Origin of the sequence: Rhizobium sp. BR 250 (assembly GCF_047445855.1) — a bacterium.
GTDB lineage: Bacteria > Pseudomonadota > Alphaproteobacteria > Rhizobiales > Rhizobiaceae > Agrobacterium > Agrobacterium tumefaciens_I.
In genome coordinates this window covers 329,286-355,898 of the sequence record NZ_JARWKW010000005.1, presented here as the reverse complement: position 1 = coordinate 355,898, position 26,613 = coordinate 329,286, and the positions used below count along the sequence as shown (strand labels likewise).

Below are 26,613 nucleotides of genomic sequence, written 5' to 3'. Positions count from 1 at the left end.
TTTCCGCAGATTTATGAAGGCGGTATTGTCATCAGACTTGATTCGGACACGCCAAAGGGCGGCGGGGACGAAATGGGATGTCTTGTCGAAGATGCGGCACATAGGACGGAGACAGACCGGGGATGACGGTTCACAATTCGGATCTGCGCGAGCAGACAGTTCAACGCGTTGAAAACACGCATGCGGGCGTGGCATTGAGCGCGCAGGTGTTGGAGCGTTACCGGCTGGCAATCCGTGCGATCCGGACCGGCTTTTCGCGGGCGCATATCCTGCTTTCGGGTACGGTTCTCGCCGGCTCGACGACCGTTGTGATGGCCCAGGACGGCCTTGTGGCAAAGACCAGCGCACGGTTATTCTCCTCTGGAGAAACCATCACCTATTCGCTTTTCGTCGGCATGCTCTCAGCAACGCTGTTTTCCGTCGTCTGGCTGGTGCGTCAGCGCGGCAATATCGAGGCGGAAAGCAGCGAATACCGTCAGGCGCTGGCGCAATCCCACCACAAGATCGCGAAATACGAGGCGCTGATCTCCGACAGGAGCCGCCGCATCGTCATCTGGGACGGCGCGGACAAGCGCCCGGAATTTCTGGGACAGCTGCCGGCCGAGACCGGTGTGCCGCAGGCGGATCAGGATTTTCTGGCATTCGGCCGCTGGCTGAAACCGGCATCCGCGAGCCAGCTTGAAAAATCCATCGAAAAACTGCGCAGCCACGCCCAGAGTTTCGATCTGACCATCGAGACGCAGCGTGGCGAAGTCATCGAGGTTCAGGGCCGCGTTTCCGGCGGCAATGCCTTTGCGCGTTTCATCGCGCTCAACAATCTGCGTGCCGAACTCGCCGAATTGCAGGTGGAGCGCGAGCGTCTGCTTGCCTCCGTCTCAACATTTCAGGAACTTCTCGATTCCATCGAACAGCCTGTCTGGCGTCGCAATAGCGAAGGTGAACTCACCTGGGTCAATCACGCTTATGCCCATGCGGTGGATGCGCGCAATGCCGAGCAGGCCATTCAGGAGAAGCGCGAACTTCTGAACACCGTCACCCGCCAGAAGATACGCGCGGCCGCGACACCGGAATCACCCTATCACGATCGTATTTCAACCGTCGTTTCCGGTAACCGCAGCTTCTTCGATGTCGTCGATATCAAGACGGCGGGCGGATCTGCCGGTATCGCCATCGATGCCACCGAAGCCGAAACCATCAGCGAAGAACTCAAGCGGGTTCTGAAAAGCCACGCGGAAACGCTCGATCATCTGGCAACGCCCGTTGCCATTTTCGACGGCCGGCAGCGGCTGCAATTTTACAATCAGGCTTTTGCCAGCCTGTGGGGTTTCGATCTGGTTTTCCTCGAATCCGGTCCTGATAATTCCGAGCTTCTGGACAGGCTGCGCAGCGCCGGCAAGTTGCCCGAACAGCTGAACTGGAAGAACTGGAAGGAGACGGCGCTTTCCGTCTACCGTTCGCTCGATACCAAGACCGATCTCTGGCACCTGCCCAACGGCCAGACGTTGCGGGTCATCGCCACGGCCCATCCGCAGGGTGGCGCGACCTGGGTTTTCGAGAACCTGACCGAGCAGGTCGACCTGCAGATGCGTTACAACACCTTGGTGAAGGTGCAGGGCGAAACCATCGACCATCTGGCCGAAGGTGTCGCCGTGTTCGGCGCAGACGGGCGCATTCGCCTGTCCAACCCGGCATTCCGGGCCCTCTGGGGCGTCACGGCGGAACAGGCGGAAACGGGCACGCATATTCGTGCCATCGAAACCGCCTGCGCCCAATCCTATGACGGGCCGGACGGCTGGCGCGCCTTCAGCCAGTTCATCACCAGCTTCGATGACGAACGGCCGTCGCGGCAGGGCACGCTGGAGCTGCTTTCCGGTCTCGTGCTTGATTATGCGATCATTCCGCTGCCGGATGCGCAGACCATGCTGACCTTCGTCAACATGACGGACAGCGTGCGCGCCGAGCGGGCGCTCAAGGAAAAGAACGACGCACTTCTGAAGGCCGATGAGCTGAAGAACGATTTCGTGCAGCATGTGTCCTACGAGCTGCGCTCGCCGCTGACCAATATCATCGGCTTCACCGATCTCCTGAAGACACCCGGCATCGGCCAATTGACGGAACGGCAGGCGGAATATCTCGACCATATTTCCACCTCGTCCTCCGTTCTCCTGACCATCGTCAACGATATTCTCGATCTCGCGACCGTTGATGCGGGCATCATGCAGCTCAATTATTCGGATAATGATCTGAACGAGTTGCTCGACGATGTTTCGGTGCAGATCGCCGATCGGCTGCAGGAAAGCGGTATTTCGCTCGAGATCGTCGCGCCTGCCCATCTCGGCAGCCTGGTGGCCGATCACCAGCGGCTGAAACAAATTCTCATCAAGCTCCTGACCAACGCCATCAATTTCGCGCCGGAAGGCTCCTCGGTGCAGCTCTCCTGCCAGCGCAGCGAGGGTGACTTCGTATTCTCCGTTGCGGACAAGGGTCCGGGTATCCCTGAAGACATGCTGAAGACGGTGTTCGACCGTTTTGCGACGCGTGGCAATGGCGGGCGGCGGACCGGTGCGGGGCTTGGCCTTTCCATTGTCGAAAGCTTCGTCAGCCTGCATCACGGCACCGTCAGTATCGACAGTCGGCCCGGCAACGGCACCATCGTCACCTGCCGTATTCCCTCCGCCACACGGCCGCATTCCATCGCCGCAGAATGAGCGAAGACATCTTGTCGATCACCATCTCCCTCGAAGGAGAAAAGGACACCATCAGGCTCGGTGAAGACCTTGCTCTCGCCCTGAAACCCGGTGATTGCCTGGCGCTGATCGGCGATCTCGGCGCCGGCAAGTCGACGCTCGCCCGCGCCTTCATTCGGGCCATGGCGGATGAGCCCGATCTTGAGGTTCCAAGCCCAACCTTCACCATCATCCAAACCTATGCCACGCGCATTCCCGTCGCCCATCTCGATCTTTACCGGCTTTCGGATGTTTCGGAGCTGGATGAACTCGGCATCGACGAGATGCTGGAGGACGGTATCTGCCTGATCGAATGGCCGGATATCGCCGCCGAGGCTCTGCCGCCGGAACAGACGATCACCCTGCGCCTGACGCATTCGGGCGAAGGTCGCGTGGCCGTGATAGAGGCACCCGCACGACAGAAAGCACGGCTCGACCGTGTTTTCGCCATTCGTGAATTCCTGGCGAAAAACGGCAGAGGCGATGCAACCCGCCGTTTCCTGAGCGGCGATGCCTCTACACGCGCCTATGAGACGATTTCCACCGATGGCTCCGACCTTATTCTGATGGACTGGCGGCGCCCCATGAGGGGAGCAATCGTTGCGGATGGCAAGACTTATGCGGAAATCGTCCATCTTGCCCAGGATGCGCGCTCCTTCGTGGCAATCGGCGATTATCTGCGAGACAGCGGCTTCTGCGCGCCGGAGATTCTGGCCGCGGATATCGATCAGGGCATTCTCCTGCTGGAGGACCTCGGGCGAGAGGGTGTGCTGGCTGCTGACGGCACACCGATAGAAGAACGTTATCTTCAAAGTGTCGTCTGTCTCGCCGCCCTTCACCAGACACCGCGCCCGGCATTGCTGCCGATGCGCAATGGCAGCACATACGAAATTCCTGCCTTCGACCGGCAGGCGATGAAGATCGAAGTCTCGCTACTGGTGGAATGGTATCTGCCCCATAAGCGCGGCGGAGCGCTCACCGAAGGTGAGAAGCGGGATTATTACGCCATATGGGACGGCCTGATCGACGCGCTCGCCGGCTGTGAAACGGGGCTTCTGCTACGCGACTTCCATTCGCCGAACCTGCTCTGGCAGGCTGAGAACAGCGGTATCCAGCAGGTTGGCCTGATCGATTTTCAGGACGCGATGATTGGCCCCACCGCTTATGATCTCGCCTCCATCGTGCAGGATGCGCGGGTTACCATCTCCCCCGAATTACAGACACGCCTGCTTTCGCATTATCTCGACAGCAGAAATGCGACGCCTGCCTTCGATGAGACCTTATTCCTCAAGGCTTTCGCCATCATGTCGGCGCAGCGCAACTGCAAGCTTGCCGGTATCTGGGTGAGGCTGTTGGAACGGGACAAGAAACCCGGTTATATGAAACATATGCCGAGGACGTTCCGTTATCTCGCTGACGCGCTTTCGCATCCCGAACTCGCGCCACTTCGAGAGTGGTGTGTCCGCATGGGCATGGAATTTAACGACTAACACGGTTGACCACGATGACGATCAAAAACGCGATGGTGCTGGCCGCCGGGCTTGGCACGCGGATGCGCCCGATCACCGATACGATTCCCAAGCCGCTTGTGAAGATCGCCGGCAAGCCGATGATCGACTACGCGCTCGACGCCCTTGTCGAAGCCGGAGCCGAGAAGATCGTCGTTAATGTGCATCACCATGCGGAGCAGATGATCGCCCATCTGGCGCATCGCTCGGACGCCGAAATACTGATTTCCGACGAGCGTTCCCAGCTGATGAATTCCGGCGGCGGGCTCGCAAAAGGCCTGAAGCTTCTGGAACCCGGTCCGGTCTTCGTCATGAATGCCGATCTCTTCTGGATTGGCGAGCAATTGAACGCCGTCAGCAATCTGCGCAAGCTTGCGCAGTTCTTCGACCCGGCCCGCATGGATATGGCGTTGCTCTGCGTCGACATGGATCGCACCACCGGCCACAATGGCAAGAGGGATTTCAACCTTGCCGGTGACGGGAAACTGGCGCGTTATCGCGACGGAGACCCGAACCCGGTGGTTTATGCTGGCGCCATTGCCATGGATTCGCGCCTGCTCGACGATGCGCCGGCGGATGCCTTCAACCTCAATATCTATTTCGACCGGGCCATTGAGAAAGAACGGCTTTTCGGGCTTTCTCTGGATGGCCACTGGATCACCGTCGGCACGCCGGATGCGATTGACGATGCGGAAAGCATCATCCGGCAGTTCAGGGAAAAACGTTTCGCATGACGCTCACCCACCACGCAAAGCGCGTCCTGACGATCGCTGCGGGAACGCCGTTCCTCAAGACGCTCGCGGAAACGCTGTGTGACGGGCGGCTAACAGCCGGCTATAGATATGATCCGGCCGACCCTCTTTCGCTTGCGAGCGTGACGATCTATGTGCCGACGCGGCGCTCCGCCCGCGTGCTACGCTCCGAATTCGTCGATCTTCTGGGCGGCCGATCCGCCATTCTGCCGCTGATCCGGCCTCTTGGTGAAACAGACGACGATAGCGGTTTCTTCGACATCGAAAATCCTGAGATCATGGATCTGGCGCCACCGATTTCCGGCACCGGCCGGCTGATCGAACTGGCGCGCCTCATCCTCGCCTGGCGCAACAGCCTGCCCGACGCCATCCGGGCGATCCATTCGGATTCGCCGCTCGTCGCCCCCGCCAGCCCCGCGGATGCCATATGGCTTGCGCGTGCACTCGGCGAAGTGATCGACGCGATGGATACCGAAGAAAAGGATTGGGAGGCACTCCAGCATCTCGATACCGGCGAACATGCGCAATGGTGGCAGCTGACGGCGGATTTCCTGAAGATCGCCAGCGTCTTCTGGCCGGCGCGGCTTGCTGAACTCAACCGTTCCTCGGCGGGCCGGCATCGCAACGCCATCCTTCGGGCGGAGGCGGACCGGCTTGCCAATTTGCCGGATACCGGGCCGATCATCGTGGCGGGCTCCACAGGCTCCATTCCGGCAGCCGCCGATCTCATCGCCGCCGTTGCGGCCCTGCCGCAGGGCACCGTCGTGCTTCCGGGGCTCGATCTTGCCATGCCCGAAGAACAGTGGCAGGCGATTGCCGAGGACCCCACCGATCCTTCGAGCCGCACCCATTCGCAATATGGGCTTTATATGCTGCTACAGAAGCTCGGCATGTTCCGGGACGATGTGGCTCAGATCGGTGCTCTCGATCGTGATCTGGAAAAACGCGCGGCCGTATTTTCGGCCGCCCTCGCACCCGCCAAGTCCACAAGCGACTGGAACCGCTGGCGCGAAGACAGGGATCCCGGCTTTTTCGACGAAGCCTTCGCGGCGGCCACGCTGATCGAGGCCGCCAATGAGCGTGAAGAAGCAACCGCCATCGCAGTGGCGCTCAGACTGGCACTCGAAACATCGGGGACGGGACGACCGTCTCAGGCGGCGCTGATAACGCCCGACCGCGGGCTGGCGCGGCGGGTCGCGACCGAGTTGCAGCGTTTCGGCATCGAAGCCGACGATTCGGCCGGTACGCCACTGTCCGCCACGCCACAGGCAGGGCTGACACAACTGGCGCTGGAGGCGATCCTAAGGCCCGGAGACCCGGTGCCGATCATTTCACTTCTGAAGCATCCCCTCGCCCGCTTCGGGCTTTCCGGTGACGCTTTTACCAAGGCTTCGAAAGCGCTGGAGCTGATCGCTCTGCGCGGCGGGCGCGTCGAAACCGAAATCGGCAATCTCGAAGCGGTTCTGGATGCGCAGCTTCTGGCCCAGCGCGACGACCGGCACCCACCTGCTTGGCGGGTGGCGCTGCCGGAAGGAAGCGTTGAGGCGGCCCGCGATCTTGCGCGGCGTATAGCGACTGCCACGGAGCCGCTCGGTTCCGCCTTCATCCGTCGTGACCGTTCCGGCCGCGCCTTCACCGGTAAATTGCCGCTTTCCGATTGGGCGGAGCGGACAGGCCGGGTGATCGAGGCCATCTGCGCTGACGACAGTAATGATCTGGCCGCATTATGGTCCGGCGAGGCGGGAGACAAACTCTCCAGCCTCTTTGCAGAACTCATGGAGAGCGGCGACATCCTCGACGCGGACGGGCCGCAATGGATCGATATTTTTGCAGCGCTGGTGGCGGGCGAATCGATCAAGCCGCGATCCATGCGCCATCCGCGCATTTTCATCTTCGGCGCGCTGGAGGCGCGACTACAAAGTGTCGACACCGTCGTCATCGGCGGCCTCAATGAAGGGCTCTGGCCAGGCCAGACGGCGAATAACCCGTTCCTGTCCCGCAGCATGAAGACCGCCATCGGGCTCGAACCGCCGGAACGGCGCATCGGCCAGCTGGCGCATGATTTCGAGATGGCGAACGGCACCAGACAGATTTTTTACACCCGGGCGCTAAGGCAGGGCTCCACCCCCGCCGTTGCCTCCCGCTGGCTGCAACGGCTGCTGGCACTGGGCGGCGAGAATTTTGCCGAAGAACTGAGGAAACGCGGCGAGACCTATCGCCACTGGGCGGGGCTGGTGGATGAAAGCATCGATCAGGAGGCCGCCAAGCGCCCTGCCCCGAAACCGCCGGCCGATCTTCAGCCGAAGAACTACTCCTTCAGCGAAGTGGGACGCCTGCGCCGCGATCCCTATTCGATCTATGCGCGGCGCATCCTGAAACTGGACCCGCTCGACCCGTTCAACCGCGACCCGAACGCCGCCGATCGCGGTACGCTCTATCACAGGATTATCGAGCGTTATTCCCGTGAGGAGCACATTCCTGGTACACCGGCCTCGCTCGCAGCCATGCAACGCATTCTCGACGAATGTTTCGACGCGGAAAACCTGCCTGCGCATGTGGATGTTATCTGGCGTCCGCGTTTTGCGGCGGTGGCCCGCGCCTTCATCGATTGGGAGAAAGAACGGCAACCCTCCATCCGCCGAAGCTTTTTCGAAGCACGGGCGGGCCAAGAAATCGCCGAGGCAGGCATCCGGCTGACCGGCGTCGCCGACCGTATCGACATCAAGACCAGCGGCCAGGCGGATATTATCGACTACAAGACCGGTCTTGCACCTTCCGTCAATCAGGCGCGGGCGTTGCTCGACCCGCAACTGGCGCTGGAAGCGGCGGCACTGATGCGCGGCGCCTTCCGCGAAACAGGTTCGCCTACGCCTGAGAATCTCATCTATGTGCGCCTGCGGCCGGGAGACCGATTTTTTCCCGATCAGGTGAATAACGAACATTCCAGCCGAAGCGGTAAAAGACCGCCGAAATCCGCTATCGAACTGGCGACGGAATCGATCGACCAGCTTGCCAAATTCGTACGCTCGCTGCGCGAAGGCGAAAACGGTTTCGCATCACGGCTGGTGCCTGAAGAACAGCAGTCCTATGGCGGGGAATATGACCACCTCGCCCGCGTTTCGGAATGGTCGACGGCGGAACCGGGAGACGGCGATGACGATTGACCCCTTCGATGCCGGCCCCACCGCCGACACGCCGGAAAGCTGGATCGACTGGACCAGCGCCCGGCAGCGGCTTGCCTCCGATCCCGCGAGTTCCGCCTGGGTGTCGGCCAATGCCGGTTCCGGCAAGACCCATGTTCTGACCCAACGCGTCATCCGCCTGCTGCTGGCCGGGTGCCGCCCCTCGGCGATCCTCTGCCTCACCTATACCAAGGCCGCGGCATCTGAAATGTCGAGCCGCGTCTTCGACCGGCTGGCGGAATGGGCAACTTTGCCGGATTCCGATCTCAAGGACCGCATCGCCGCCATCGAAGGCAAGGTGCCGGATCGCATCAAACTTGCCGAAGCGCGGCGGTTGTTCGCCAAGGCGCTGGAGACCCCGGGCGGGCTGAAAATCCAGACCATCCACGCTTTCTGCGAAGCCCTGCTGCACCAGTTTCCGCTGGAGGCCAATGTCGCCGGCCATTTCTCGGTTCTCGATGATCGCGCCGCCACCACGCTTCTGGCCGAGGCCCGCCGCTCGCTTCTGACGGCGGTTTCAACCGAGGGCGGCACGGAATTGGCGCAGGCGCTTGCCTATGTGCTCGATCTCGCCGACGAAAGTGGGCTGGAAGCGCTGCTTTCCGCCATCATCGCCAATCGCAGCGCGCTTCGCACCTTTTTGCACGAGGCAAAACAGTCGGGTGGTCTTGATGCCCGGTTGCGGCAGGACATGCAGATTGCGACGGGAGAGACCGAAGAGACAGCAGCGGCGGCCTTTTGGCCCCTGCCCGGCCTTTCCGGGTTGGCACTCGACACCTATCTCACGCTTGCCGACGAGGTTGGCGGATCGCGAGTCATCGATGTCGCTTATGCCCTCCGGGAAGCAAAGCGGCAGGCGGACCCCGTGCGGAGGATGGAATTCATCGAGGCCGCGCTGCTAACCGCCAAGGGTGAGAAAAAATCGGATACCTATGTCATCAACAAGGGCATGCAGAAATCCGCGCCCGATCTCGTTGATGCGCTGACGCTGGCGCGCGACCATGTCGTTGCCTGCCGCAATCGTTATCGTCTGGTGCGCATGCTGGCGGCAACAAAAAGCGCCCTTGTGCTGGCCGAGCGGTTGATCGGCGATTTCGAAGACCTGAAAAAGCAGCGAAGCCAACTCGATTTCGAGGACCTGATCGAGCGCGCCGCCAATCTGCTCAACCGTGATACGGCGGGTGCGTGGGTGCATTACAAGCTGGATCAGGGCATCGACCATATCCTCGTCGACGAGGCGCAGGATACCAGCCCGGTGCAATGGTCGATCATCCAGTCACTGGCGGCGGATTTCTTTACCGGTGAAAGCGCCCGTATGGGGCGGCGCACGCTGTTTGCCGTGGGTGACGAAAAACAGTCGATCTATTCTTTTCAGGGCGCACGGCCGGAGCGGTTCTCGCAGGAGCGTGACGAGACCAAAAGGCGTGTCGATCAGGTGGAACAGGCCTTCCACCGCATCCGCCTGCCGCTCTCCTTCCGTTCCACGAAGGATGTGCTGGCCGCCGTCGACCAGGTCTTTTCAGACCCGAAAAATGCAAGCGGCCTCAGCGCTGACAATGAGCCCGTCGAACATCGCTCCAACCGCGCCGGCCATCCCGGCACGGTGGAAGTGTGGGACATGGTGGCGCCGGAAACCACGGAAGACGAAGAGGACTGGACCGCGCCCTTCGATGCGCTACGCGAGAGCGCGCCGGCCACCATCGTCGCCCGCCGCATCGCCGCGCGCATTGCCGACATGATCGGCAATGAAACCGTCATTGAAAAGGGTGTGGAGCGCGCCGTCGAACCCGGCGATATTCTCGTGCTTGTCAGAAAACGTGCTGCCTTCGTCAACGCGCTGACCCGCGAGTTGAAGCGGCGCAAGAACATTCCCGTTGCCGGTGCCGACCGCCTCCGTCTGACCGATCACATTGCCGTACAGGATCTTCTGGCGCTCGGCCGGTTCGTGGTGCTGCCGGAGGACGACCTGTCGCTGGCGGCGCTGCTGAAAAGCCCGCTCTTCAATCTGACGGAAGACGATGTCTTCGAGATCGCAGCGACGCGATCCGAGACGGAGAGCGTGTGGCAGAGGCTGCAAATCCTTTCGGACGAAGCATCCAGCCGTCTATCCATCGTCACCGACAAGCTTCGGGGTTTCATATCACTTTCAAAAACAGCCACGGTGCATGATTTTTTCGCAGCGGTTCTGACCCTGCATGACGGGCGCAAAAAATTCCTCGGGCGGCTTGGCAACGAGGCGAGCGACGTTCTCGACGAGTTCCTGTCCTTTGCGCTGGATCACGAAAGAACCGGCCTGCCCGGCCTCCAAGCCTTTCTTTCCATTCTGGAGACCGATTCACCTGAAGTTAAGCGCGAGCAGGATAAGGATCTTGGCGAAGTGCGCATCATGACCGTGCACGCCTCCAAGGGCCTGGAAGCGCCGGTGGTCTTTGTCGTCGATGGCGGCTCGAAAGCCTTCAACCACAGCCATGTGCCGAAACTGCGCTTCGTCGAAGCGGACGGCGATGCCTTTCCGGTCTGGCTGCCCGGCAGCGGTTTTTCCAATCATCTCATTCGCTCGGATGAGGAACGCCTGAAAACGGCGGCGGAAGACGAATATCGCCGGCTGCTTTACGTGGCGATGACGCGTGCCGCCGATCATCTGGTTGTCTGCGGTTATCGCGGCCAGAAGGAAAATCCCGAATGCTGGCACGCTATCGTCAAGGTGGCGCTTGCGGATAATCAGGATCATTGCCAGCCGCAGCTGTTCAGTGCCGATGGCGAGGAATGGCAGGGGCTTGTCTGGCGCAAGTCCGAAGCACGCGCGACGCCCGCTCCGCACAAGCCGGCGGAACCCCAGCAGGAAGAAGACCAGGCGCTCCCGGTCGGCCTCCTCACACCCCTGCCTGCCCTGCCCTCCCTGCCGAGACCACTCAGCCCTTCGGGCGCCGGGACGATCATTGATGACGGTGCGGACGATCTGGCCGTGCGTTCACCACTGTTCGGAGAAAAAACCGAGGCTTCCAGCCTTGCCCTGCAAAGGGGCAGGCTGGTGCATCGCATGTTGCAAGCCCTGCCCGATTTTGTGGAAAGCGAACGCGAAGAGGCGGCCCGGCGTTATGCCGAGCGCGCGGCGCGTTTCTGGCCCGCCACTGAGCGGGAACATTTGATACAGGCGGTTTTGCGGGTCCTCTCCGAACCGGCGGTGCAACCGGCCTTTTCTGCCAACAGCCGTGCGGAAGTGTCGATCATGGGCACGATGACCCTCGGCCGGCAGCACTATGCCGTCTCCGGCCGCGTCGACCGGCTGGCGGTGGAGGGTGATCGGGTCATTCTGGTCGATTACAAGACGAACCGCGTGCCGCCGCGCGAAGCACGCGAGATCCCCTTCTCGCACGTCGCCCAGCTTGCCATTTATCGTGAAATTCTGGCGCCGCTTTATCCCGGCAAGGAATTTGTCTGTGCGCTGATCTATACGGAAAATGCCGCTTTTGTGCGGGTTGGCGACGATGCCATGGCAGAGGCCCTTGCCGCAATAAAGACAAAGTGAGATACCGGGGCATTGAAATTTCGACGCGCCCGCATCACATCGATAGCGGAAAAGATTAGCTGAAAGGAGAGCCAGATATGGCTACCGTAAAAGTCGATGCCGCAAACTTCCAGTCTGAAGTCCTTGAATCTGCCGAACCCGTCGTGGTGGATTTCTGGGCCGAATGGTGCGGTCCGTGCAAGATGATCGCGCCGAGCCTTGAGGAAATTTCCTCCGAGCTCGCCGGCAAGGTCAAGGTTGCGAAGCTCAACATCGACGAAAACCCGGAACTGGCCGCCCAGTTTGGCGTTCGCTCGATCCCGACGCTCGCCATGTTCAAGGGTGGCGAAGTGGCCGATATCAAGGTTGGCGCAGCACCCAAGACCGCGCTTTCCGCCTGGATTTCCAGCGCCGCTTGAGCATCATCCGATGGAATGAAAAAAGCCCGGCATCATCGCCGGGCTTTTTTATTGGGGAACCGTGCCGTTGAAGGCAAGGGCGTTTCCGGCAAGATAAAGCGACCCGCCGATCAGGATGCGCGGCGGCGGTCCTTCGGGATCGACACGGCGCGACAGCTCCTCCAGAGCGTGCGTCAATGACGATGTGGGCGCGGCCACCAGACCGGCATCAAAGGCAGCATGGGCAAGCACGACAGGGTCGATCGCCGCATCCGTGCCGCCAATCGGTACGGTGAAGACATATTCGGCGATATCGGCAAAAGCCTTGAAATAACCCACCGGATCCTTGGTATTGATCATGCCCGCAATGATGAAGAGCGGGCGCGGCGTCTTTTCCTCAAAACCTGCCATGGCCTCGGCAATCACTTCGCCCGCGCCGGGGTTGTGACCGCCATCGATCCAGATTTCCGCGCCCTTCGGGGCGATTTCCGCGATTTTGCCGGTCAGGATGCGCTGAAGGCGGCCGGGCCATTCCACTGAGGTCATGGCCTTTTCGATCATCCGTTCCGTCACTTCGAAACCGGCGGCCTTGACGGCGCGGATCGCAGCTGCCGCATTGGCGAGCTGATGACGGCCGGGAAGCCGCGGCAAAGGTGCATCAGCCAAGCCGAACTCGTCCTGATAAACCATGCGGCCGAATTCTTCATGTGCGGAAAAATCCTGTCCGTAGACGGAAACGGGGCAGCCAAGCCGCTCGGCCGTAGCGACGAGCGTTTCACGCGCCGCGTCATATTCCTGATGGCCGATGACGACGGGTGAGCCCTTTTTCATGATGCCAGCCTTTTCAGCGGCAATCAGCTCCACGCGATCGCCGAGATAAGCTTCATGGTCGAGCGAAATCGGCATGATGATGGAAACGGCAGGGTTATTGATTACATTGGTCGCATCGAAGCGACCGCCCAGTCCGACCTCGACGATCGCAGCGTCAGCCGGATGCTCCGAAAAAAGCAGAAACATGACGGCCGTCAAAATTTCGAAAACGGTGATCTTCTGCCCATCATTAGCGACTTCGATGCGACGCAGGGCGTCCGCGAAGACAGCGTCCTCAACAAAGCGGCCCCTCTCACCGGCGACGCCGAGACGATAGCGCTCATGCCAGTTGACGAGATGCGGCTTGGTGTGGACATGGACAGGAAGTCCGGCTGCTTCCAGTAGTGCCCGACAAAAGGCAGAGACAGAACCCTTGCCATTGGTGCCCGCCACATGGATTACCGGCGGCATTCTGTTTTGCGGATTGCCGAGTTTTTCGAGAAGACGGGAAATTCTATCGAGTGAAAGATCAAACCCCTTGGGGTGGAGCTGCATCAGCTCTTCAATGATCTTTTCGGCCTCACCGATCGCGGGCTTCGTCATGTCTTCCATTCGCCTTTCAGGCGTTTTGCTTGCCATTTGTCCGCCGCCCCAAAAAATGAAATCAGGCAACGTTATAGCATCATCCCGAAGGCAGTTTATGCCTCCGGGCGACATATTTTTTTCCTCAGGCCGAAGCGGCCAGCGGAACCACAGCGTTTGCATTGTCAGCAGGCGCTTTGGTCATGATCTTCAGCATGCTGGCCAGCGTGTCCGGGATTTCGCGACGATCAATGACCATATCCACCATGCCGTGTTCCAGCAGGTATTCCGAGGTCTGGAAGCCTTCCGGCAGCTTTTCGCGAATGGTCTGCTCGATGACGCGTTTGCCGGCAAAGCAGATTTCCGCACCCGGCTCGGCAATATGCACATCGCCCAGCATGGCGTAGGAGGCCGTGACGCCACCCGTGGTCGGGTTTGTCAGAACCACGATATAGGGCATGCCGGCTTCTTTCAGCATGTTCACTGCAACCGTCGTGCGCGGCAGCTGCATCAGCGAAAGAATACCTTCCTGCATGCGGGCACCGCCGGATGCAGGGAACATGACGAGCGGGCAACGCTCGGAGATGGCGCGCTCAAAAGCCTTGACGATAGCCTCACCGGCGGCAATGCCGAGCGAGCCGCCCATGAACTGGAATTCATGCACGACGGCAACAATCTTCAGGCCCTTCAGCAGGCCAACACCGGCAAGGATCGTATCTTCCTGCTCGGTCTTTGCACGGCTGTCGCGCAGGCGATCGGTGTATTTCTTGGAATCGCGGAATTTCAGCGGGTCCTGCGCCACTTTCGGCTGCGGCAGTGCCTCATAGACGCCGCCATCAAAAAGATCGGCAAGGCGCGCCTTGGCCGGCATCTTCATGTGGTAGCCGGAAGCCGGGATGACCCACTTGTTGTCTTCCAGATCCTTGTGGAAGACCATCTCGCCCGTTTCCGGGCACTTGATCCACAGGTTCTCCGGAACCTCCGGGCGGCGGCCGAGCATGGAATTGATCCGCGGCCGAACGTAATTGGTGATCCAGTTCAACTGTCTACTCCTGACTGGGCCGCGCGCTTATTCCGCAGCGGCGAGGCGCGATGCACGCACGCCCGTTGAAAGTCCTTTTACCAGCGTCGTAACGGCCGGCACAGTGTCGGCGGTCGCCTGCCCGTCCTTGGTCAGGCTGCCCGCAATCTGGTTGACGATGGCGGAACCTACCACCACGCCATCCGCCACGGCGCCGATTGCCTTCGCATGATCGGCCGTCTTGACGCCAAAACCGACACAAACCGGCAGTTCCGTATGCGCCTTGATACGACCGACTGCGCCCGAGATCAACGAGGGATCGGGAAGTGCTGAGCCGGTGATACCGTTCATCGAGACGTAATACACGAAACCTGAGGTATTTTTAAGGACGGTCGGCAGACGCTTGCCATCCGTGGTCGGCGTCGCCAGACGAATGAAATTGATGCCGCGCGCAAGTGCGGGAATGCAGAGTTCGTCGTCCATTTCCGGCGGCAGGTCGACCACGATCAAGCCATCGATGCCACAGGCAAGCGCGTCGTCCAGGAACTTTTCGACGCCATAGATATAGATCGGATTATAATATCCCATCATCACGATCGGCGTTGCATTATCTTGCCTGCGGAACTCGCGGGCGAGATCGAGCGTGGTCTTCAGCGTCTGTCCGCCCTTCAGCGCGCGCTGGCCGGCCAGCTGAATGGCCGGGCCATCCGCCATCGGGTCGGAAAACGGCATGCCGAGTTCGATAACATCGGCGCCCGCTTCCGGCAAGGCCTTCATGATGCCGAGCGAGGTCTGGAAATCCGGATCGCCGCCCATGAAATAGGTAATCAGGGCCGGGCGATTTTCAGCGCGCAGATCGGCAAAGCGCTTGTCCATACGTGCAGTCATGATCTTATACATCCATTCCAAGGAATTTGCTGACGGTGTGGACATCCTTGTCGCCGCGGCCGGAGAGGTTCATCAGGATGATCTCATCCTTGCCCATCTTCGGCGCACGCTTGATGACCTCGGCCAAAGCGTGGCTCGGTTCCAGCGCCGGAATGATGCCTTCGAGGCGGGTCAGCATCTGGAAGGCGTCCAGCGCTTCATGGTCCATGATCGGCACATATTCGACGCGGCCGATATCGTTCAGCCAGGAATGTTCAGGACCGATACCGGGATAGTCGAGACCAGCGGAGATCGAATGACCTTCCTTGATCTGGCCGTCCTCATCCTGCAGCAGATAGGTACGGTTGCCATGCAGCACGCCCGGCGAACCGGCAGTGATCGAGGCGCAATGTTCGTCGCCCGAAAGACCCTTGCCGCCAGCTTCGACGCCAACGATGCGGACATTCTTGTCGTCAAGGAAAGGATGGAAGATACCGATGGCGTTCGAGCCACCGCCAACGGCGGCAACGACCAGATCCGGCAGACGGCCTTCCGCCTCCAGCATCTGTGCCTTGGCTTCCTCGCCGATGACCGCCTGGAAATCGCGAACCATTTCCGGATAGGGATGCGGGCCGGCTGCGGTGCCGATCAGGTAATACGTATCCTCGACATTGGTGACCCAGTCACGCAGTGCCTCGTTCATGGCGTCCTTGAGCGTGCCATGGCCGGCCGTGACCGGCTTTACCTCGGCGCCCAGAAGCTTCATGCGGAAAACGTTCGGGGCCTGACGGGCAACATCGGTTGCGCCCATGTAAACGACGCAGGGCAGGCCGAAGCGTGCAGCGACGGTTGCCGAGGCGACGCCGTGCTGGCCGGCACCGGTTTCGGCAATGATGCGGGTCTTGCCCATACGCTTGGCAAGCAGGATCTGGCCGAGGCAATTGTTGATCTTGTGCGAACCGGTATGGTTCAGCTCTTCGCGCTTGAAATAAATCTTCGCGCCGCCGAGTTCCGCCGTCAGGCGCTCCGCGAAATAAAGCGGGCTCGGGCGGCCGGTGTAGTGCGCGCCGAGATGCTTCAGTTCCGCCTGAAACTCGGGATCGCTCTTGGCCTTGTCCCATTCCGCCTGCAAATCCAGAATAAGCGGCATCAGCGTTTCGGCAACGAAGCGGCCTCCGTAAATGCCGAAACGGCCGTCCTCATCGGGACCAGCACGAAAAGAATTGGGTGTTGGCGCGTCGTTCACTTCAAGCTCCCTTTGGGCCTTTCGACCAATCATTCACCACATCGAAAAAAGCATCGATCTTGGACAAATCCTTGACGCCCGGCGCGCTTTCCACACCGGACGACAAATCCAGCCCGCTTGCCCTGGTCTCCGCCAGTGCCTCGGTGACATTATCCTTGTTTAGCCCCCCGGAAAGCATGTAATTCACACTTTCGTCAAGTGAGCGCAGGATCGTCCAGTCGAACGAGACGCCGTTACCGCCCGGAAGCTCGGAACCGGCGGGCGCCTTGGCATCCAGCAGGAAACGATCGGCTATGCCGATATAAGGCTCGATTTTGGCAAGATCAGCGGCATCGCGAATGGAAATCGCCTTCATGACAGGCAGGCCGTAAAGCGCCTTGATGTTCAGCAGCCGCTCCGGGCTTTCACTGCCATGCAGTTGCAGGATATCCGGCCTTACGAGATCGACGATTTCATCGAGATAATCATTGTCGGCATCGACGGTGACGGCAACCACCTTGGCGGCGCCGCGGGCGGCTTCTGCCAGTCTGCCGGCAAGATCCGGCTCGACGTAGCGTGGGCTTTTTTCAAAGAAAATAAAACCGACATGGGACGCACCGCGCCGGACGGCGCGCTCCAGCGTTTCCGGTGTCTTCAATCCGCAAATCTTGATATCCGGTTTCATACCCGCGACCTGACATGAAATGCGACAAGAGTCGAGCCAAATCGCATCCATTTTTGATGGAATGTTTCACGTGAATCCAGATGGCGATGCACGTCGCCGGTTTCAATCGAAATCGATGGCGTGAAGTTTGGAGCCATGGCGTTTTAGCCAGTCCTTGGCTTCATTGGTGTGCGGGCAGAGCTTTTCGCACAGCGCCCAGAATTTCGGGCCGTGGTTCATTTCGCTCAGATGCGCGACCTCATGGGCTGCGAGATAATCGATAACCCTTTCCGGGGCCATGACGATACGCCAGGAGAAACTCAAGTTTCCATCATGGGAACAGGAGCCCCAGCGGCTGCGCGTATCCTTCATGCTGATGGACCGCACCGGCCGGCCGGCAGCGCGGGCGTGAATGGCAACCAGCCGTTCCAGATCGGCCTTTGCTTCCTTTTTCAGGAAGGTCGCGATCCGCCGTCTCAGATGCTCTGGCGTGCCGCTGACTTTCAGGACGACCGCTCCATCAGCATCTTTCGCGACGTGCGTCAGGCCCCGCAGGCTGCCGGTATGCTCAATACGATGGGAAATGCCGCGAATATCGATGGTCGCACCGGGGCGCAAACCATCGTCCGGGCTGAACTTCAAAAGCTTGCCTTCCAGCCAGCCTTGGTGCCTTTCGAGAAAATCGTCGACCTGGCGGTGATGCAGGCCCATCGGGATCGTCAGCTTCAGCGCCCGGCCACCCGGCTCGATGCGCAGCGTGATGCGCGTGGCCCGCGGGTTTTCCTTGACCGTGATCGGTACCTGCCGGCCCGCAACCGCGACGGTGCGCTGGCTCGGCGCGACCTTTTTTGGCGCCGGCGACTTCAGGGATTTTCTGAGGAGCGAAAACATGAAGCCTTCATAACCGATTCGTTCATCCCTTGGCCACGCAAATGCGAGGCCTCACCTGCCGTTTCACCCTCAGGCCGTCTGGTGTTTGCCGATGAAATCCAGCATGCGCGGCACGATTTCCTTGCGGAAGCGCGAACCGTTGAAGACGCCATAGTGCCCCACATCCGGCTGCATGTAGTGAGCGCGTTTGTCTTCAGGAATGTTCCGGCAGAGATCATGGGCCGCCTTCGTCTGGCCGACACCGGAGATATCGTCATTCTCCCCTTCGACGGTGAACAACGCGACATTGCGGATCGCGGCGGGATCGACCGCCCTGCCCCTATGCTGCATGTTTCCCTTCGGAAGCGCATGGTCGATGAAGACGGTTTCCACCGTCTGCAGATAAAATTCCGCCGTCAGGTCCATGACGGCCAGATATTCATCGTAAAATTCGCGGTGTTTTTCGGCGGAATCGCCGTCATTCTTGACGAGGTTCAGGTAAAAATCCTTGTGCGCCGTCATGTGCTTGTCGAGGTTCATGGACATGAAACCCGACAGCTGCAGGAAACCCGGATAGACATTGCGGCCGAAAGCCGGCTGCGGCCACGGCACCTGCATGACGACATTGTCGCGGAACCATTCGATCGGCTTGGCCTTGGCAAGGCCATTGACGGCGGTGGGATTGATGCGCGTATCGATCGGCCCGCCCATCAGCGTCATGGATGCCGGTGCAAACGTATCGCTATCCGCTTCCATCAGGGAAACGGCAGCCAGAACAGGCACCGACGGTTGGCAGACGGCGACCACGTGGGCGCCGGGGCCGATGTGCCGCAACATCTCGATGACATAGTCGATATAATCGTCGAGATCGAAGCTTCCGTCTGTCGCCGGTACCACACGGGCATCGGCCCAATCGGTGATGTAAATATCGGCCGCGGGCAACAATGCTTCCACGGTGCCGCGCAACAGGGTTGCATAGTGGCCGGACATCGGCGCCACCAGCAGCACCTTCGGGTCGGACTGGCGGGCCGGATCAAGCTCTTTTTTGAAATGAAGCAGATTACAGAACGGGCGCGACCAGACGATCTCCTCCGTGACGGCAACGGTCTTGCCATCGACGACCGTGGAGCCGAGGCCGAATTCCGGCTTGACGTAACGGCGGGTCAGTCGTTCAAAAACCTCGAAACCGGCATCAAGGCTTCTGCCGAAAGCCGTGCTGGACAGCGGGTTGAGAGGATTGTTGCAGGCCTGGCGCATCATATCGGCACCGGCGCGCAGCGGCGCCATGGCCGCGTGGTTCATTTCATAGAGGTGGTAGAACACTGATGACGCCTCCCTCGCGATCACGCTCTTTTTTCAACCATAGCAGCTTTTCGCAGGTGCACAAAATTTAAGGCGCCAGCGGTTTCCCGCCGGCGCCTCACTTTTCGTTGAATACCTGCCGGCGATCAGATGTCGGCGACGAAAGTCTGTTTCTGGGAACCGAGGCCCTCGATGCCGAGTTCCACGATATCACCAGCCTTCAGGTAACGCGGCGGCTTCTGACCCATGCCGACGCCGGGAGGGGTGCCGGTGGAAATGACATCGCCGGGGTGCAGCGACATGAACTGGCTGAGGTAGGAGACAACGTGGGCGACGCCGTAAACCATGGTCTTGCTGGAACCGTCCTGCATGGTCTGGCCGTTGACCTTCAGCCACATGCCAAGGTTCTGCGGATCGGCGATTTCTTCCTTCGTCACCAGCCAGGGGCCGATGGGACCGAAAGTGTCGCAGGACTTGCCCTTGGTCCACTGACCGGCACGCTCCGTCTGGAAGGCGCGCTCGGAAACATCATGCGAAACGCAGTAACCGGCGACATAATCGAGAGCATCCGCCTCGGAGACATATTTCGCGGTCTTGCCGATGACGACGCCAAGCTCGACTTCCCAGTCGGTCTTTTCCGAACCACGCGGAATGGTGACGTTATCGTTCGGACCGACGATGGCAGACGTCGCCTTCATGAAAATGACCGGTTCCGGCGGTACGGTAGCACCCGTTTCGGCAGCGTGGTCGGAGAAGTTGAGGCCGATGCAGATGAATTTTCCGGTGCCGGCAACGCAGGCGCCGATGCGCTCTTCGCTCAAGACCGGCAGGCTGGAAAGATCGATCGCGGCGATCTTCTTGAGACCCTCGGGAGAAATCGCGTCGCCGCCGATATCTTTCACATGGGCGGACAGATCGCGGACTTTTCCTTCCGCGTCGAGGATTGCTGGTTTTTCCTGGCCGGGCTGGCCAACACGCATCAATTTCATGGAACTCTCTCCCGGTTGTCAGACAAGGTGATGCATATATGAACGATGCATTCATACTTGTCACCCCTTGACTGCGCCAACTTTCGAAAAATACCTTTTCCTTCCCGGCAATCAAAAGGACACGGCCCGTGACGAACAGCAACTCCCGGCAATCCGAATATCCCGTCGACCCCCTCTTCCTCGACCGCTGGTCTCCGCGTGCCTTTGATGGCAGCCCCATGCCGACCCAGCATCTGATGACCATTCTGGATGCGGCGCACTGGGCGCCCTCCGCTTCCAACTATCAGCCGTGGCGGTTTGTCTATGCACGCAAGGATAGTGAAGACTGGCCGCTTTTTGTGGAACTTCTCATGGAAGGAAACCAGCGCTGGGCAAAAAACGCCTCCGTGCTGCTGTTTGTCGTTTCCCGCGACCACAACATCTCGCGCGAAGGTGAGAAAAAACCTTCGGCGACCCATTCCTTCGACGCCGGAGCGGCCTGGTTTTCGCTTGCCATGCAGGCGCACCTGCTTGGTTACCACGCCCATGGCATGGCTGGCATATTGAAGGACAAGATCGTTGAAAAGCTGAACATCCCGGAAGGTTATAAGGTGGAGGCCGGGGTTGCGATCGGCACGCTGACCGACAAGTCCGTTCTTCCTGATGATCTGGCGGAACGGGAGGTGCCAAGCAAGCGCCTGCCCCTTTCGGATGTTGCTTTCGAAGGACGTTTCACGGGCAAGGCCGACTGATTTCCGATCCTCCGCAAAAACAAAAGGCCCGGCGGGAATTGCCCGCCGGGCCTTTTGTTAAATTTTCGTTTCACGTGAATCGTTACGCGAAACACCCCACAGGATTAAATATCGAGGTTGGCGACGCTCAGGGCATTTTCCTGAATGAAGTCGCGACGCGGCTCCACCTCGTCGCCCATCAGGCGGGCGAACAGGCCGTCGGCGTCGGTTGCGTCGCTCACCCGCACCTGCAACAGGGAGCGAACATTGGCATCCAGCGTGGTTTCCCACAGCTGTTCGGCGTTCATCTCGCCAAGGCCCTTGTAACGCTGCATGGAAAGACCCTTGCGGCCGGCTGCGAAAATCGCATCCAGAAGTGCCCGCGGACCGGCCAGTTCCATGGTGCCGTCCTTGCGCTGAAGAACCGGCGGCGTGGCATAGATATCCCGCGTGCGGCCTGCGAGCTGATCGATATGGCGAGCATCGGCGGAACCAAGCAGACCCATATCCAGCGTCGAGACTTCCTTGACGCCGCGTACCATGCGCTCGAAACGCAAACCGCCATCCTGCAGCACCGTACCGGACCAGCCGCGTTCGGTTTCTTCCGCGATCATGTCCAGACGCCGGGCCACTTCGGTAACGGTTTCCTGTGCCCGGGCGGCATCGGCCGAAAGCTCGGGGTTCAGCGCGCCGGCAATGGCCGCCTGTTCCACGATCGAGCGGCTGTAACGCGAATGCAGGCCATCGATCAGCGAGCGCATGCGCACCGCGTCCAGAATGACTTCACGCAGATCGGCGCCGACGCGGACTTCACCGGTGCCGAGCGTCAGCGATGCTTCCTCGATACCCATGGAGATCAGGTACTCTTCCAGCGCCTTTTCGTCCTTCAGATACTGCACGGATTTGCCGCGCGTGACCTTATAAAGCGGCGGCTGGGCGATATAGAGATGGCCGCGTTCGATCAGTTCCGGCATCTGGCGGAAGAAGAAGGTCAACAGCAGGGTACGGATATGGGCGCCGTCGACGTCAGCATCCGTCATGATGATGATCTTGTGATAACGCAGCTTGTCGGCGTTGAACTCATCCTTGCCGATGGAGGTGCCGAGCGCGGTAATCAGCGTGCCGATTTCCTGGCTGGACAGCATCTTGTCGAAACGGGCGCGTTCAACGTTCAGGATCTTGCCGCGCAGCGGCAGGATGGCCTGGCTTTCGCGCGAACGACCCTGCTTTGCGGAGCCACCGGCCGAGTCACCCTCGACGAGGAAAAGTTCGGATTTCGCCGGATCGCGCTCGGAGCAGTCGGCAAGCTTGCCGGGCAGAGAGGCAATATCCAGCGCACCCTTGCGGCGGGTCAATTCCCGCGCCTTGCGGGCGGCTTCACGGGCAACAGCCGCTTCCACCACCTTGCCGACGAGGATTTTCGCATCGGACGGATGTTCCTCCAGCCAGGTGGAGAGCGCCTCGTTGACGAGGCTTTCCACGACCGGGCGTACTTCCGAGGAAACCAGCTTGTCTTTGGTCTGCGAGGAGAACTTCGGGTCAGGCACCTTCACGGACAGGATGGCGGTCAGGCCTTCGCGGCAGTCTTCGCCCTGCAGGCTCACCTTTTCCTTTTTCATGATGCCGGAGGTTTCGGCATAGGAGGTGACCTGGCGGGTCAGCGCGGCGCGGAAACCGGCCATGTGGGTGCCGCCATCGCGCTGGGGAATGTTGTTGGTGAAGCACAGCACGTTCTCGTGGTAGCTGTCGTTCCACCACAGCGCGACTTCGACGGTAATGCCGTCCTTTTCGCCCTTGATGGCAACGGGCTTGTCCACCAGCGGTTTCTTGGAGCGATCGAGATAACGGACAAAAGCCTCAAGGCCGCCATCGTAAAGCAGCTCTTCCTGCTTGACGTCGGAATGACGCTTGTCGGTCAGCAGAATGCGAACGCCGGAATTCAGGAACGCGAGTTCGCGCAGGCGGTGCTCGAGCGTCGCATAATCATATTCCGTCATGGTGAAGGTTTCGGAGCTTGCCAGGAAGGTGACTTCCGTGCCCGAGCGGCCTTCATATTCGCCAATGACAGAGAGCGGTGCGTCGGCGACACCATGGGTGAAGCCGATTTCGTGCAACTTGCCATTGCGGCGGATGCGAAGCTTCAGCCAGACCGAAAGCGCATTGACCACCGAGACGCCCACGCCATGCAGACCGCCAGACACCTTGTAAGAGTTCTGGTCGAATTTACCGCCCGCATGCAGCTGGGTCATGATGACTTCGGCAGCCGAAACGCCTTCGGAGGAATGAATGTCGGTCGGAATGCCGCGTCCGTTATCGGTCACCGTCACGGAGCCGTCGGCATTCAGCGTCACCGTCACCAGATCGGCATGGCCAGCGAGTGCCTCATCGATGGCATTGTCGACGACTTCATAGACCATGTGATGCAGGCCGGAACCGTCATCGGTATCGCCGATATACATGCCGGGCCGTTTGCGCACGGCATCAAGGCCCTTGAGGACCTTGATCGAATCGGCTCCATATTCTGCGTTCGCGCCGACTTCGCTTGACGATGTTTCGGTCATAAGTACTCTTTCCAAAGTTTTCCTGGCCAGGCTTTCAGTGAGAAGGCCTGAAGCCAGCGAATCACTCAAATCCGACATGCGACTATAGAAATTCTACACCCAATCCCAAAGGCCGCATGCTTCAGGATGCTGAATAAAGCAGGGGATAGAGGGGTTTCAATCGCAAGAACGGCTTTTTTGCAGCACGGCTGACAGTTCCTCTACCACACTCGGCGGCAGCTTGCGAATATCCCGTGCAAGACGGTTGGCGAAAGCCGTATATTGCGGCGGCAGGCCCACCGTATCGATCACCACCTTCGGGTCTGACGAACCGGCCAGAAAGAACAATTCCTCCGCCTCGTCCCAGATGATGTTGAAATAACCGGCAATGCGCTGCAGCAGATCGAAGCTCGGTTTGCCGCGCTTGCCATGCTCCAGCGCCGAAAGATAGGCCGGCGACACGCCGATGGCTGCAGCCATTTCCTTCTGCGTGACGCCCTTGCGCTCGCGAAGCTGCCGTACGGCTTCCGCAAAGGGGGTCATGATTTTTCACCACGCCGCCGCGAAAGCCGCACATAAAGCGCACCATCGCCACCGTGATTGGCCGACGCATCCTCATAGGACGAGATCAGATGGCGATATTCCGGCTTGGAGAACCACATGGGCACCGCCCTTTTTAACGCACCATCGCTGCCGATGGAGCGCCCCTTGCCGGTGATGACCAGCACATGGCGAAGACCTCGCTCATGTGCCCGCAGCAGGAAATCAAGCAGTACCGCATGGGCTTCGCTCTGGAACATGCCGTGCAGGTCGATCCGCCCTTCCAGCGGCAGCAGGCCACGGGTGAGCTTGCGCTTGACCGGTTTTTCCATCGGCTGATGGGTTTTCGGCTTTTTATCCGGAGTCACGGCCAGCGCTTCCGCCGCTTCCACAAGCATGCGCGGAAAGGCGCTTTTGCCGGTTTGCGGGACAACGGGCTCGGCAGGCATCTCTTCTATGTCATCGAAAGCCAGCAAGTCTTCCAGCCTGCCGGAAATAGGCCGCGTGGTTTTTGCGACCTTTCCCCACAGAACACGTTCTTCCTTGCCGAGCTTGCGACTGCCTTTCATCGCCGATACCTTTCCGCAGCGACCCGCGGCAGCAATATATAAAAATCGGCCTCGTTGCGCACCGTGCCGGCAAGCTCTCCCGCTTCGAAACCGGAACCGGTGAAAATATCGCCGCGTGCCGGGCCGACGATGGCCGAACCCGTATCAAGCGCCAGCATCAGCCGGGCGAACGGCTTTCCATCATCGAGATGGGTCAGCGTCGGCGCATGGATGAAGAAAGGCAGACCGAAAGTGTGGATCAGCCTGTCCACTGCAAGCGCCCGACCCGCCACCAGCGGCACCTTGGCGGCCGCGATCGGCCCCATGTTCAAACCGGCGACATCCGCCTCCCGGAAAAAAATGTAGGAGCGGTTGTGCCACAGCACCCCATCCACCTCATCGGGATGGTCGGTGAGCCATTTGCGGATCGTCTGCATCGAGATGGTTTTAGGGTCGAGTTCGCCGCGATCGAGAAGCAGCCGCCCGATCGGCGAAAAGGCGTGACCGGCCTTGGCCGCATAGGTGATGCGCTTTATCGCGCCATCCGGAAACACCAGACGCGCCGCACCCTGCACATGGACGAAGAACAGGTCGACCTTCGATCTCGCCCAGGCGATCTCAAGACCCCTACCCTCCAGATATCCCTCATCGATGGCGCGGCGATCGGGAAAATGGGAAATGCCATTTTCATCCGCCTTGCCGAAAGCATAGGACGGATCAAAGCCATTTGGCCGATTATTGTCGTCGATATCCACCAGTTCCGGCGGCCGTTGGTAGATCGGGTAACGCCAGACATCATCGGGTGTGGCGGAGACTTCCAGTTCGGGCTCGTAAAAAGCGGTCACGAAACCGCTTTTTCCCTGAGCCGGGGAAATCCTGAACGGCACACAATTGGTTTCGAAAAACTGGCGCGCCTGTTCCGGGCTGTTTACCTGGCTTTTTTCCGCGAGTTCCAGAAGTGAAACCAGCTCCGCCGCCGTTATCCCAAGCGCACCGGTCCGGTAGGGTTTCGCATTGCGAAGATGAGAGAGGATGGTTCCCATCGCCGGAAAAAGCTTGTGGGGATCGTCTTCCCGCCATCCGGGCAGATCGCGGAAAGAAACTTCGTCGATCAAAAAGGGCGTATTCATTGCTCGGATTCGGTGGCGATCAGCTTCCAGTTCGGATCGCGCGAGCGGATGTCGCGCGAGAAGGTCCAGATGTCATCCACCTCCGCAACCGCCTCCGGATCGCCATCCACCAGCTTGCCGTCCTTGTCATAGGTTGCCGAAATCAGCTGGCTGACAATCCTCAGCGTAACCTGCACTTCGGAATCGCGAACGCTCGCCTGGGTGATGTCGGCTTTCTCGATGCCAACGAAGGTGGATTTCACCACTTCACCACGGCTTTCCCGTTCGGAAATCGCCGCCTCGAAACCGTCGAAGACCTCCTTCGACAGAAGGTTTTTGAGTGTCTTGCGGTCGCCGTCGGCAAAACCCATGACGATCATTTCGTAGGCCATGCGGGCGCCGTTCAGGAATTCCTTGGGCCGGAAGGACGGATCCTTGGTCATCACGTCGCGCAGCGATGCATTGAGCGGTGTATCGGCAGGCGCAAGCGCATCCGCCTCAGCAAAGCGGTTCTCATCCTCCGCCTCGCTGCGCTTCGGCAAGGTCACGACCTTGTTATCGTCCGCGACAGGACCCTTTGCCACGTCACGGGGGCTATAGGGGTCGAATGGCGGCTTTTCATTGCCCGTGCGACGGCCAAGGACACTGCGCAGCTGAAAGAAGATCAGCACCGCTGCAACGAGAAAAAACAATGTGATAAAGTCACTGAAGCCCATCTTTTACCAAAACCGCCATTTAAATTCGAAAACCACACCATCATAT

20 protein-coding genes are annotated in these 26,613 nt (G+C 59.9%); 7 read left to right on the top strand and 13 right to left on the bottom strand.

The genetic code is table 11. From position 1 onward, the window contains the following. The first annotated feature begins 122 nt into the window (after nt 1–122). From QD336_RS10945 to trxA, 6 genes are all read left to right on the top strand, one after another. Nucleotides 123–2,708 carry a sensor histidine kinase gene (locus QD336_RS10945; RefSeq protein ID WP_499170644.1) on the top strand — a complete coding sequence of 862 codons (2,586 nt, stop codon included), beginning with the start codon at nt 123–125 and terminating at the stop codon, nt 2,706–2,708. Next, nucleotides 2,705–4,216, top strand: coding sequence for a tRNA (adenosine(37)-N6)-threonylcarbamoyltransferase complex ATPase subunit type 1 TsaE (gene tsaE, locus QD336_RS10940; RefSeq protein WP_499170643.1), 1,512 nt, complete (start codon nt 2,705–2,707; stop codon nt 4,214–4,216). Before QD336_RS10945 ends, tsaE begins: the two co-directional genes overlap by 4 nt. 14 nt (nt 4,217–4,230) lie before the next feature. Continuing rightward, complete coding sequence (locus QD336_RS10935) at nt 4,231–4,968, top strand: nucleotidyltransferase family protein (RefSeq protein WP_499170641.1); 738 nt, start codon at nt 4,231–4,233, stop codon at nt 4,966–4,968. Next, a complete protein-coding gene (addB, locus tag QD336_RS10930) occupies nt 4,965–8,150 on the top strand; it encodes a double-strand break repair protein AddB (RefSeq protein WP_499170640.1) in 3,186 nt (1,061 codons plus the stop codon). The genes QD336_RS10935 and addB overlap by 4 nt, the downstream gene beginning before the upstream one ends. Next, nucleotides 8,140–11,697: a double-strand break repair helicase AddA gene (addA, locus tag QD336_RS10925; protein ID WP_499170639.1), complete on the top strand. Its 3,558-nt coding sequence runs from the start codon at nt 8,140–8,142 to the stop codon at nt 11,695–11,697. The genes addB and addA overlap by 11 nt, the downstream gene beginning before the upstream one ends. Nucleotides 11,698–11,774: 77 nt before the next feature. Continuing rightward, on the top strand, nt 11,775–12,095 hold the full coding sequence (gene trxA / locus QD336_RS10920; RefSeq protein WP_269347108.1) for a thioredoxin: 321 nt from the start codon (nt 11,775–11,777) through the stop codon (nt 12,093–12,095). 48 nt (nt 12,096–12,143) lie between these two features. On the opposite strand, the gene QD336_RS10915 is transcribed toward trxA, so the two are convergent. From QD336_RS10915 to QD336_RS10880, 8 genes are all read right to left on the bottom strand, one after another. After that, nucleotides 12,144–13,523, bottom strand: coding sequence for a bifunctional folylpolyglutamate synthase/dihydrofolate synthase (locus QD336_RS10915; RefSeq protein WP_499170637.1), 1,380 nt, complete (start codon nt 13,521–13,523; stop codon nt 12,144–12,146). An 88-nt stretch (nt 13,524–13,611) separates the two neighbouring features. Further along, a complete protein-coding gene (gene accD, locus QD336_RS10910; RefSeq protein ID WP_499170636.1) occupies nt 13,612–14,508 on the bottom strand; it encodes an acetyl-CoA carboxylase, carboxyltransferase subunit beta in 897 nt (298 codons plus the stop codon). Nucleotides 14,509–14,535: 27 nt separating this feature from the next. Then, nucleotides 14,536–15,375 (bottom strand): tryptophan synthase subunit alpha, encoded by an 840-nt coding sequence (gene trpA / locus QD336_RS10905; protein WP_499170635.1) that lies wholly within the window; start codon nt 15,373–15,375, stop codon nt 14,536–14,538. A gap of 4 nt (nt 15,376–15,379) precedes the next feature. After that, entirely contained in the window at nt 15,380–16,600 is a 1,221-nt protein-coding gene (gene trpB / locus QD336_RS10900) for a tryptophan synthase subunit beta (protein WP_499170634.1), read from the bottom strand. 1 nt (nt 16,601) lies between these two features. After that, nucleotides 16,602–17,264, bottom strand: coding sequence for a phosphoribosylanthranilate isomerase (locus tag QD336_RS10895; protein WP_499170633.1), 663 nt, complete (start codon nt 17,262–17,264; stop codon nt 16,602–16,604). Between the two features lie 102 nt (nt 17,265–17,366). Beyond that, complete coding sequence (locus tag QD336_RS10890) at nt 17,367–18,134, bottom strand: M48 family metallopeptidase (RefSeq protein ID WP_499170632.1); 768 nt, start codon at nt 18,132–18,134, stop codon at nt 17,367–17,369. Nucleotides 18,135–18,203: 69 nt separating this feature from the next. Continuing rightward, on the bottom strand, nt 18,204–19,436 hold the full coding sequence (locus tag QD336_RS10885; RefSeq protein WP_499170631.1) for a polyhydroxyalkanoate depolymerase: 1,233 nt from the start codon (nt 19,434–19,436) through the stop codon (nt 18,204–18,206). A gap of 125 nt (nt 19,437–19,561) precedes the next feature. Beyond that, entirely contained in the window at nt 19,562–20,404 is an 843-nt protein-coding gene (locus tag QD336_RS10880; protein ID WP_499170630.1) for a fumarylacetoacetate hydrolase family protein, read from the bottom strand. A 128-nt stretch (nt 20,405–20,532) separates the two neighbouring features. Between QD336_RS10880 and QD336_RS10875 the strand changes: the two genes are divergently transcribed. Further along, complete coding sequence (locus tag QD336_RS10875; protein ID WP_499170629.1) at nt 20,533–21,135, top strand: nitroreductase family protein; 603 nt, start codon at nt 20,533–20,535, stop codon at nt 21,133–21,135. Between the two features lie 104 nt (nt 21,136–21,239). Here the strand turns inward: QD336_RS10875 and gyrB are convergent, their stop codons facing one another. From gyrB to QD336_RS10850, 5 genes are all read right to left on the bottom strand, one after another. Beyond that, a complete protein-coding gene (gyrB, locus tag QD336_RS10870; RefSeq protein ID WP_269347118.1) occupies nt 21,240–23,675 on the bottom strand; it encodes a DNA topoisomerase (ATP-hydrolyzing) subunit B in 2,436 nt (811 codons plus the stop codon). A 156-nt stretch (nt 23,676–23,831) separates the two neighbouring features. Beyond that, nucleotides 23,832–24,197 carry a helix-turn-helix domain-containing protein gene (locus tag QD336_RS10865; RefSeq protein WP_006311080.1) on the bottom strand — a complete coding sequence of 122 codons (366 nt, stop codon included), beginning with the start codon at nt 24,195–24,197 and terminating at the stop codon, nt 23,832–23,834. After that, the gene (locus tag QD336_RS10860) at nt 24,194–24,763 is read right to left on the bottom strand and encodes a Smr/MutS family protein (RefSeq protein WP_499170627.1); all 570 of its coding nucleotides are present in this window, start codon (nt 24,761–24,763) and stop codon (nt 24,194–24,196) included. The genes QD336_RS10865 and QD336_RS10860 overlap by 4 nt, the downstream gene beginning before the upstream one ends. Beyond that, nucleotides 24,760–25,872, bottom strand: a complete 1,113-nt coding sequence (mltA, locus tag QD336_RS10855) for a murein transglycosylase A (RefSeq protein WP_499170626.1) — start codon at nt 25,870–25,872, stop codon at nt 24,760–24,762. Before mltA ends, QD336_RS10860 begins: the two co-directional genes overlap by 4 nt. Further along, nucleotides 25,869–26,567 carry a Tim44/TimA family putative adaptor protein gene (locus QD336_RS10850; protein WP_499170625.1) on the bottom strand — a complete coding sequence of 233 codons (699 nt, stop codon included), beginning with the start codon at nt 26,565–26,567 and terminating at the stop codon, nt 25,869–25,871. The genes mltA and QD336_RS10850 overlap by 4 nt, the downstream gene beginning before the upstream one ends. Nucleotides 26,568–26,613: the final 46 nt, after the last annotated feature.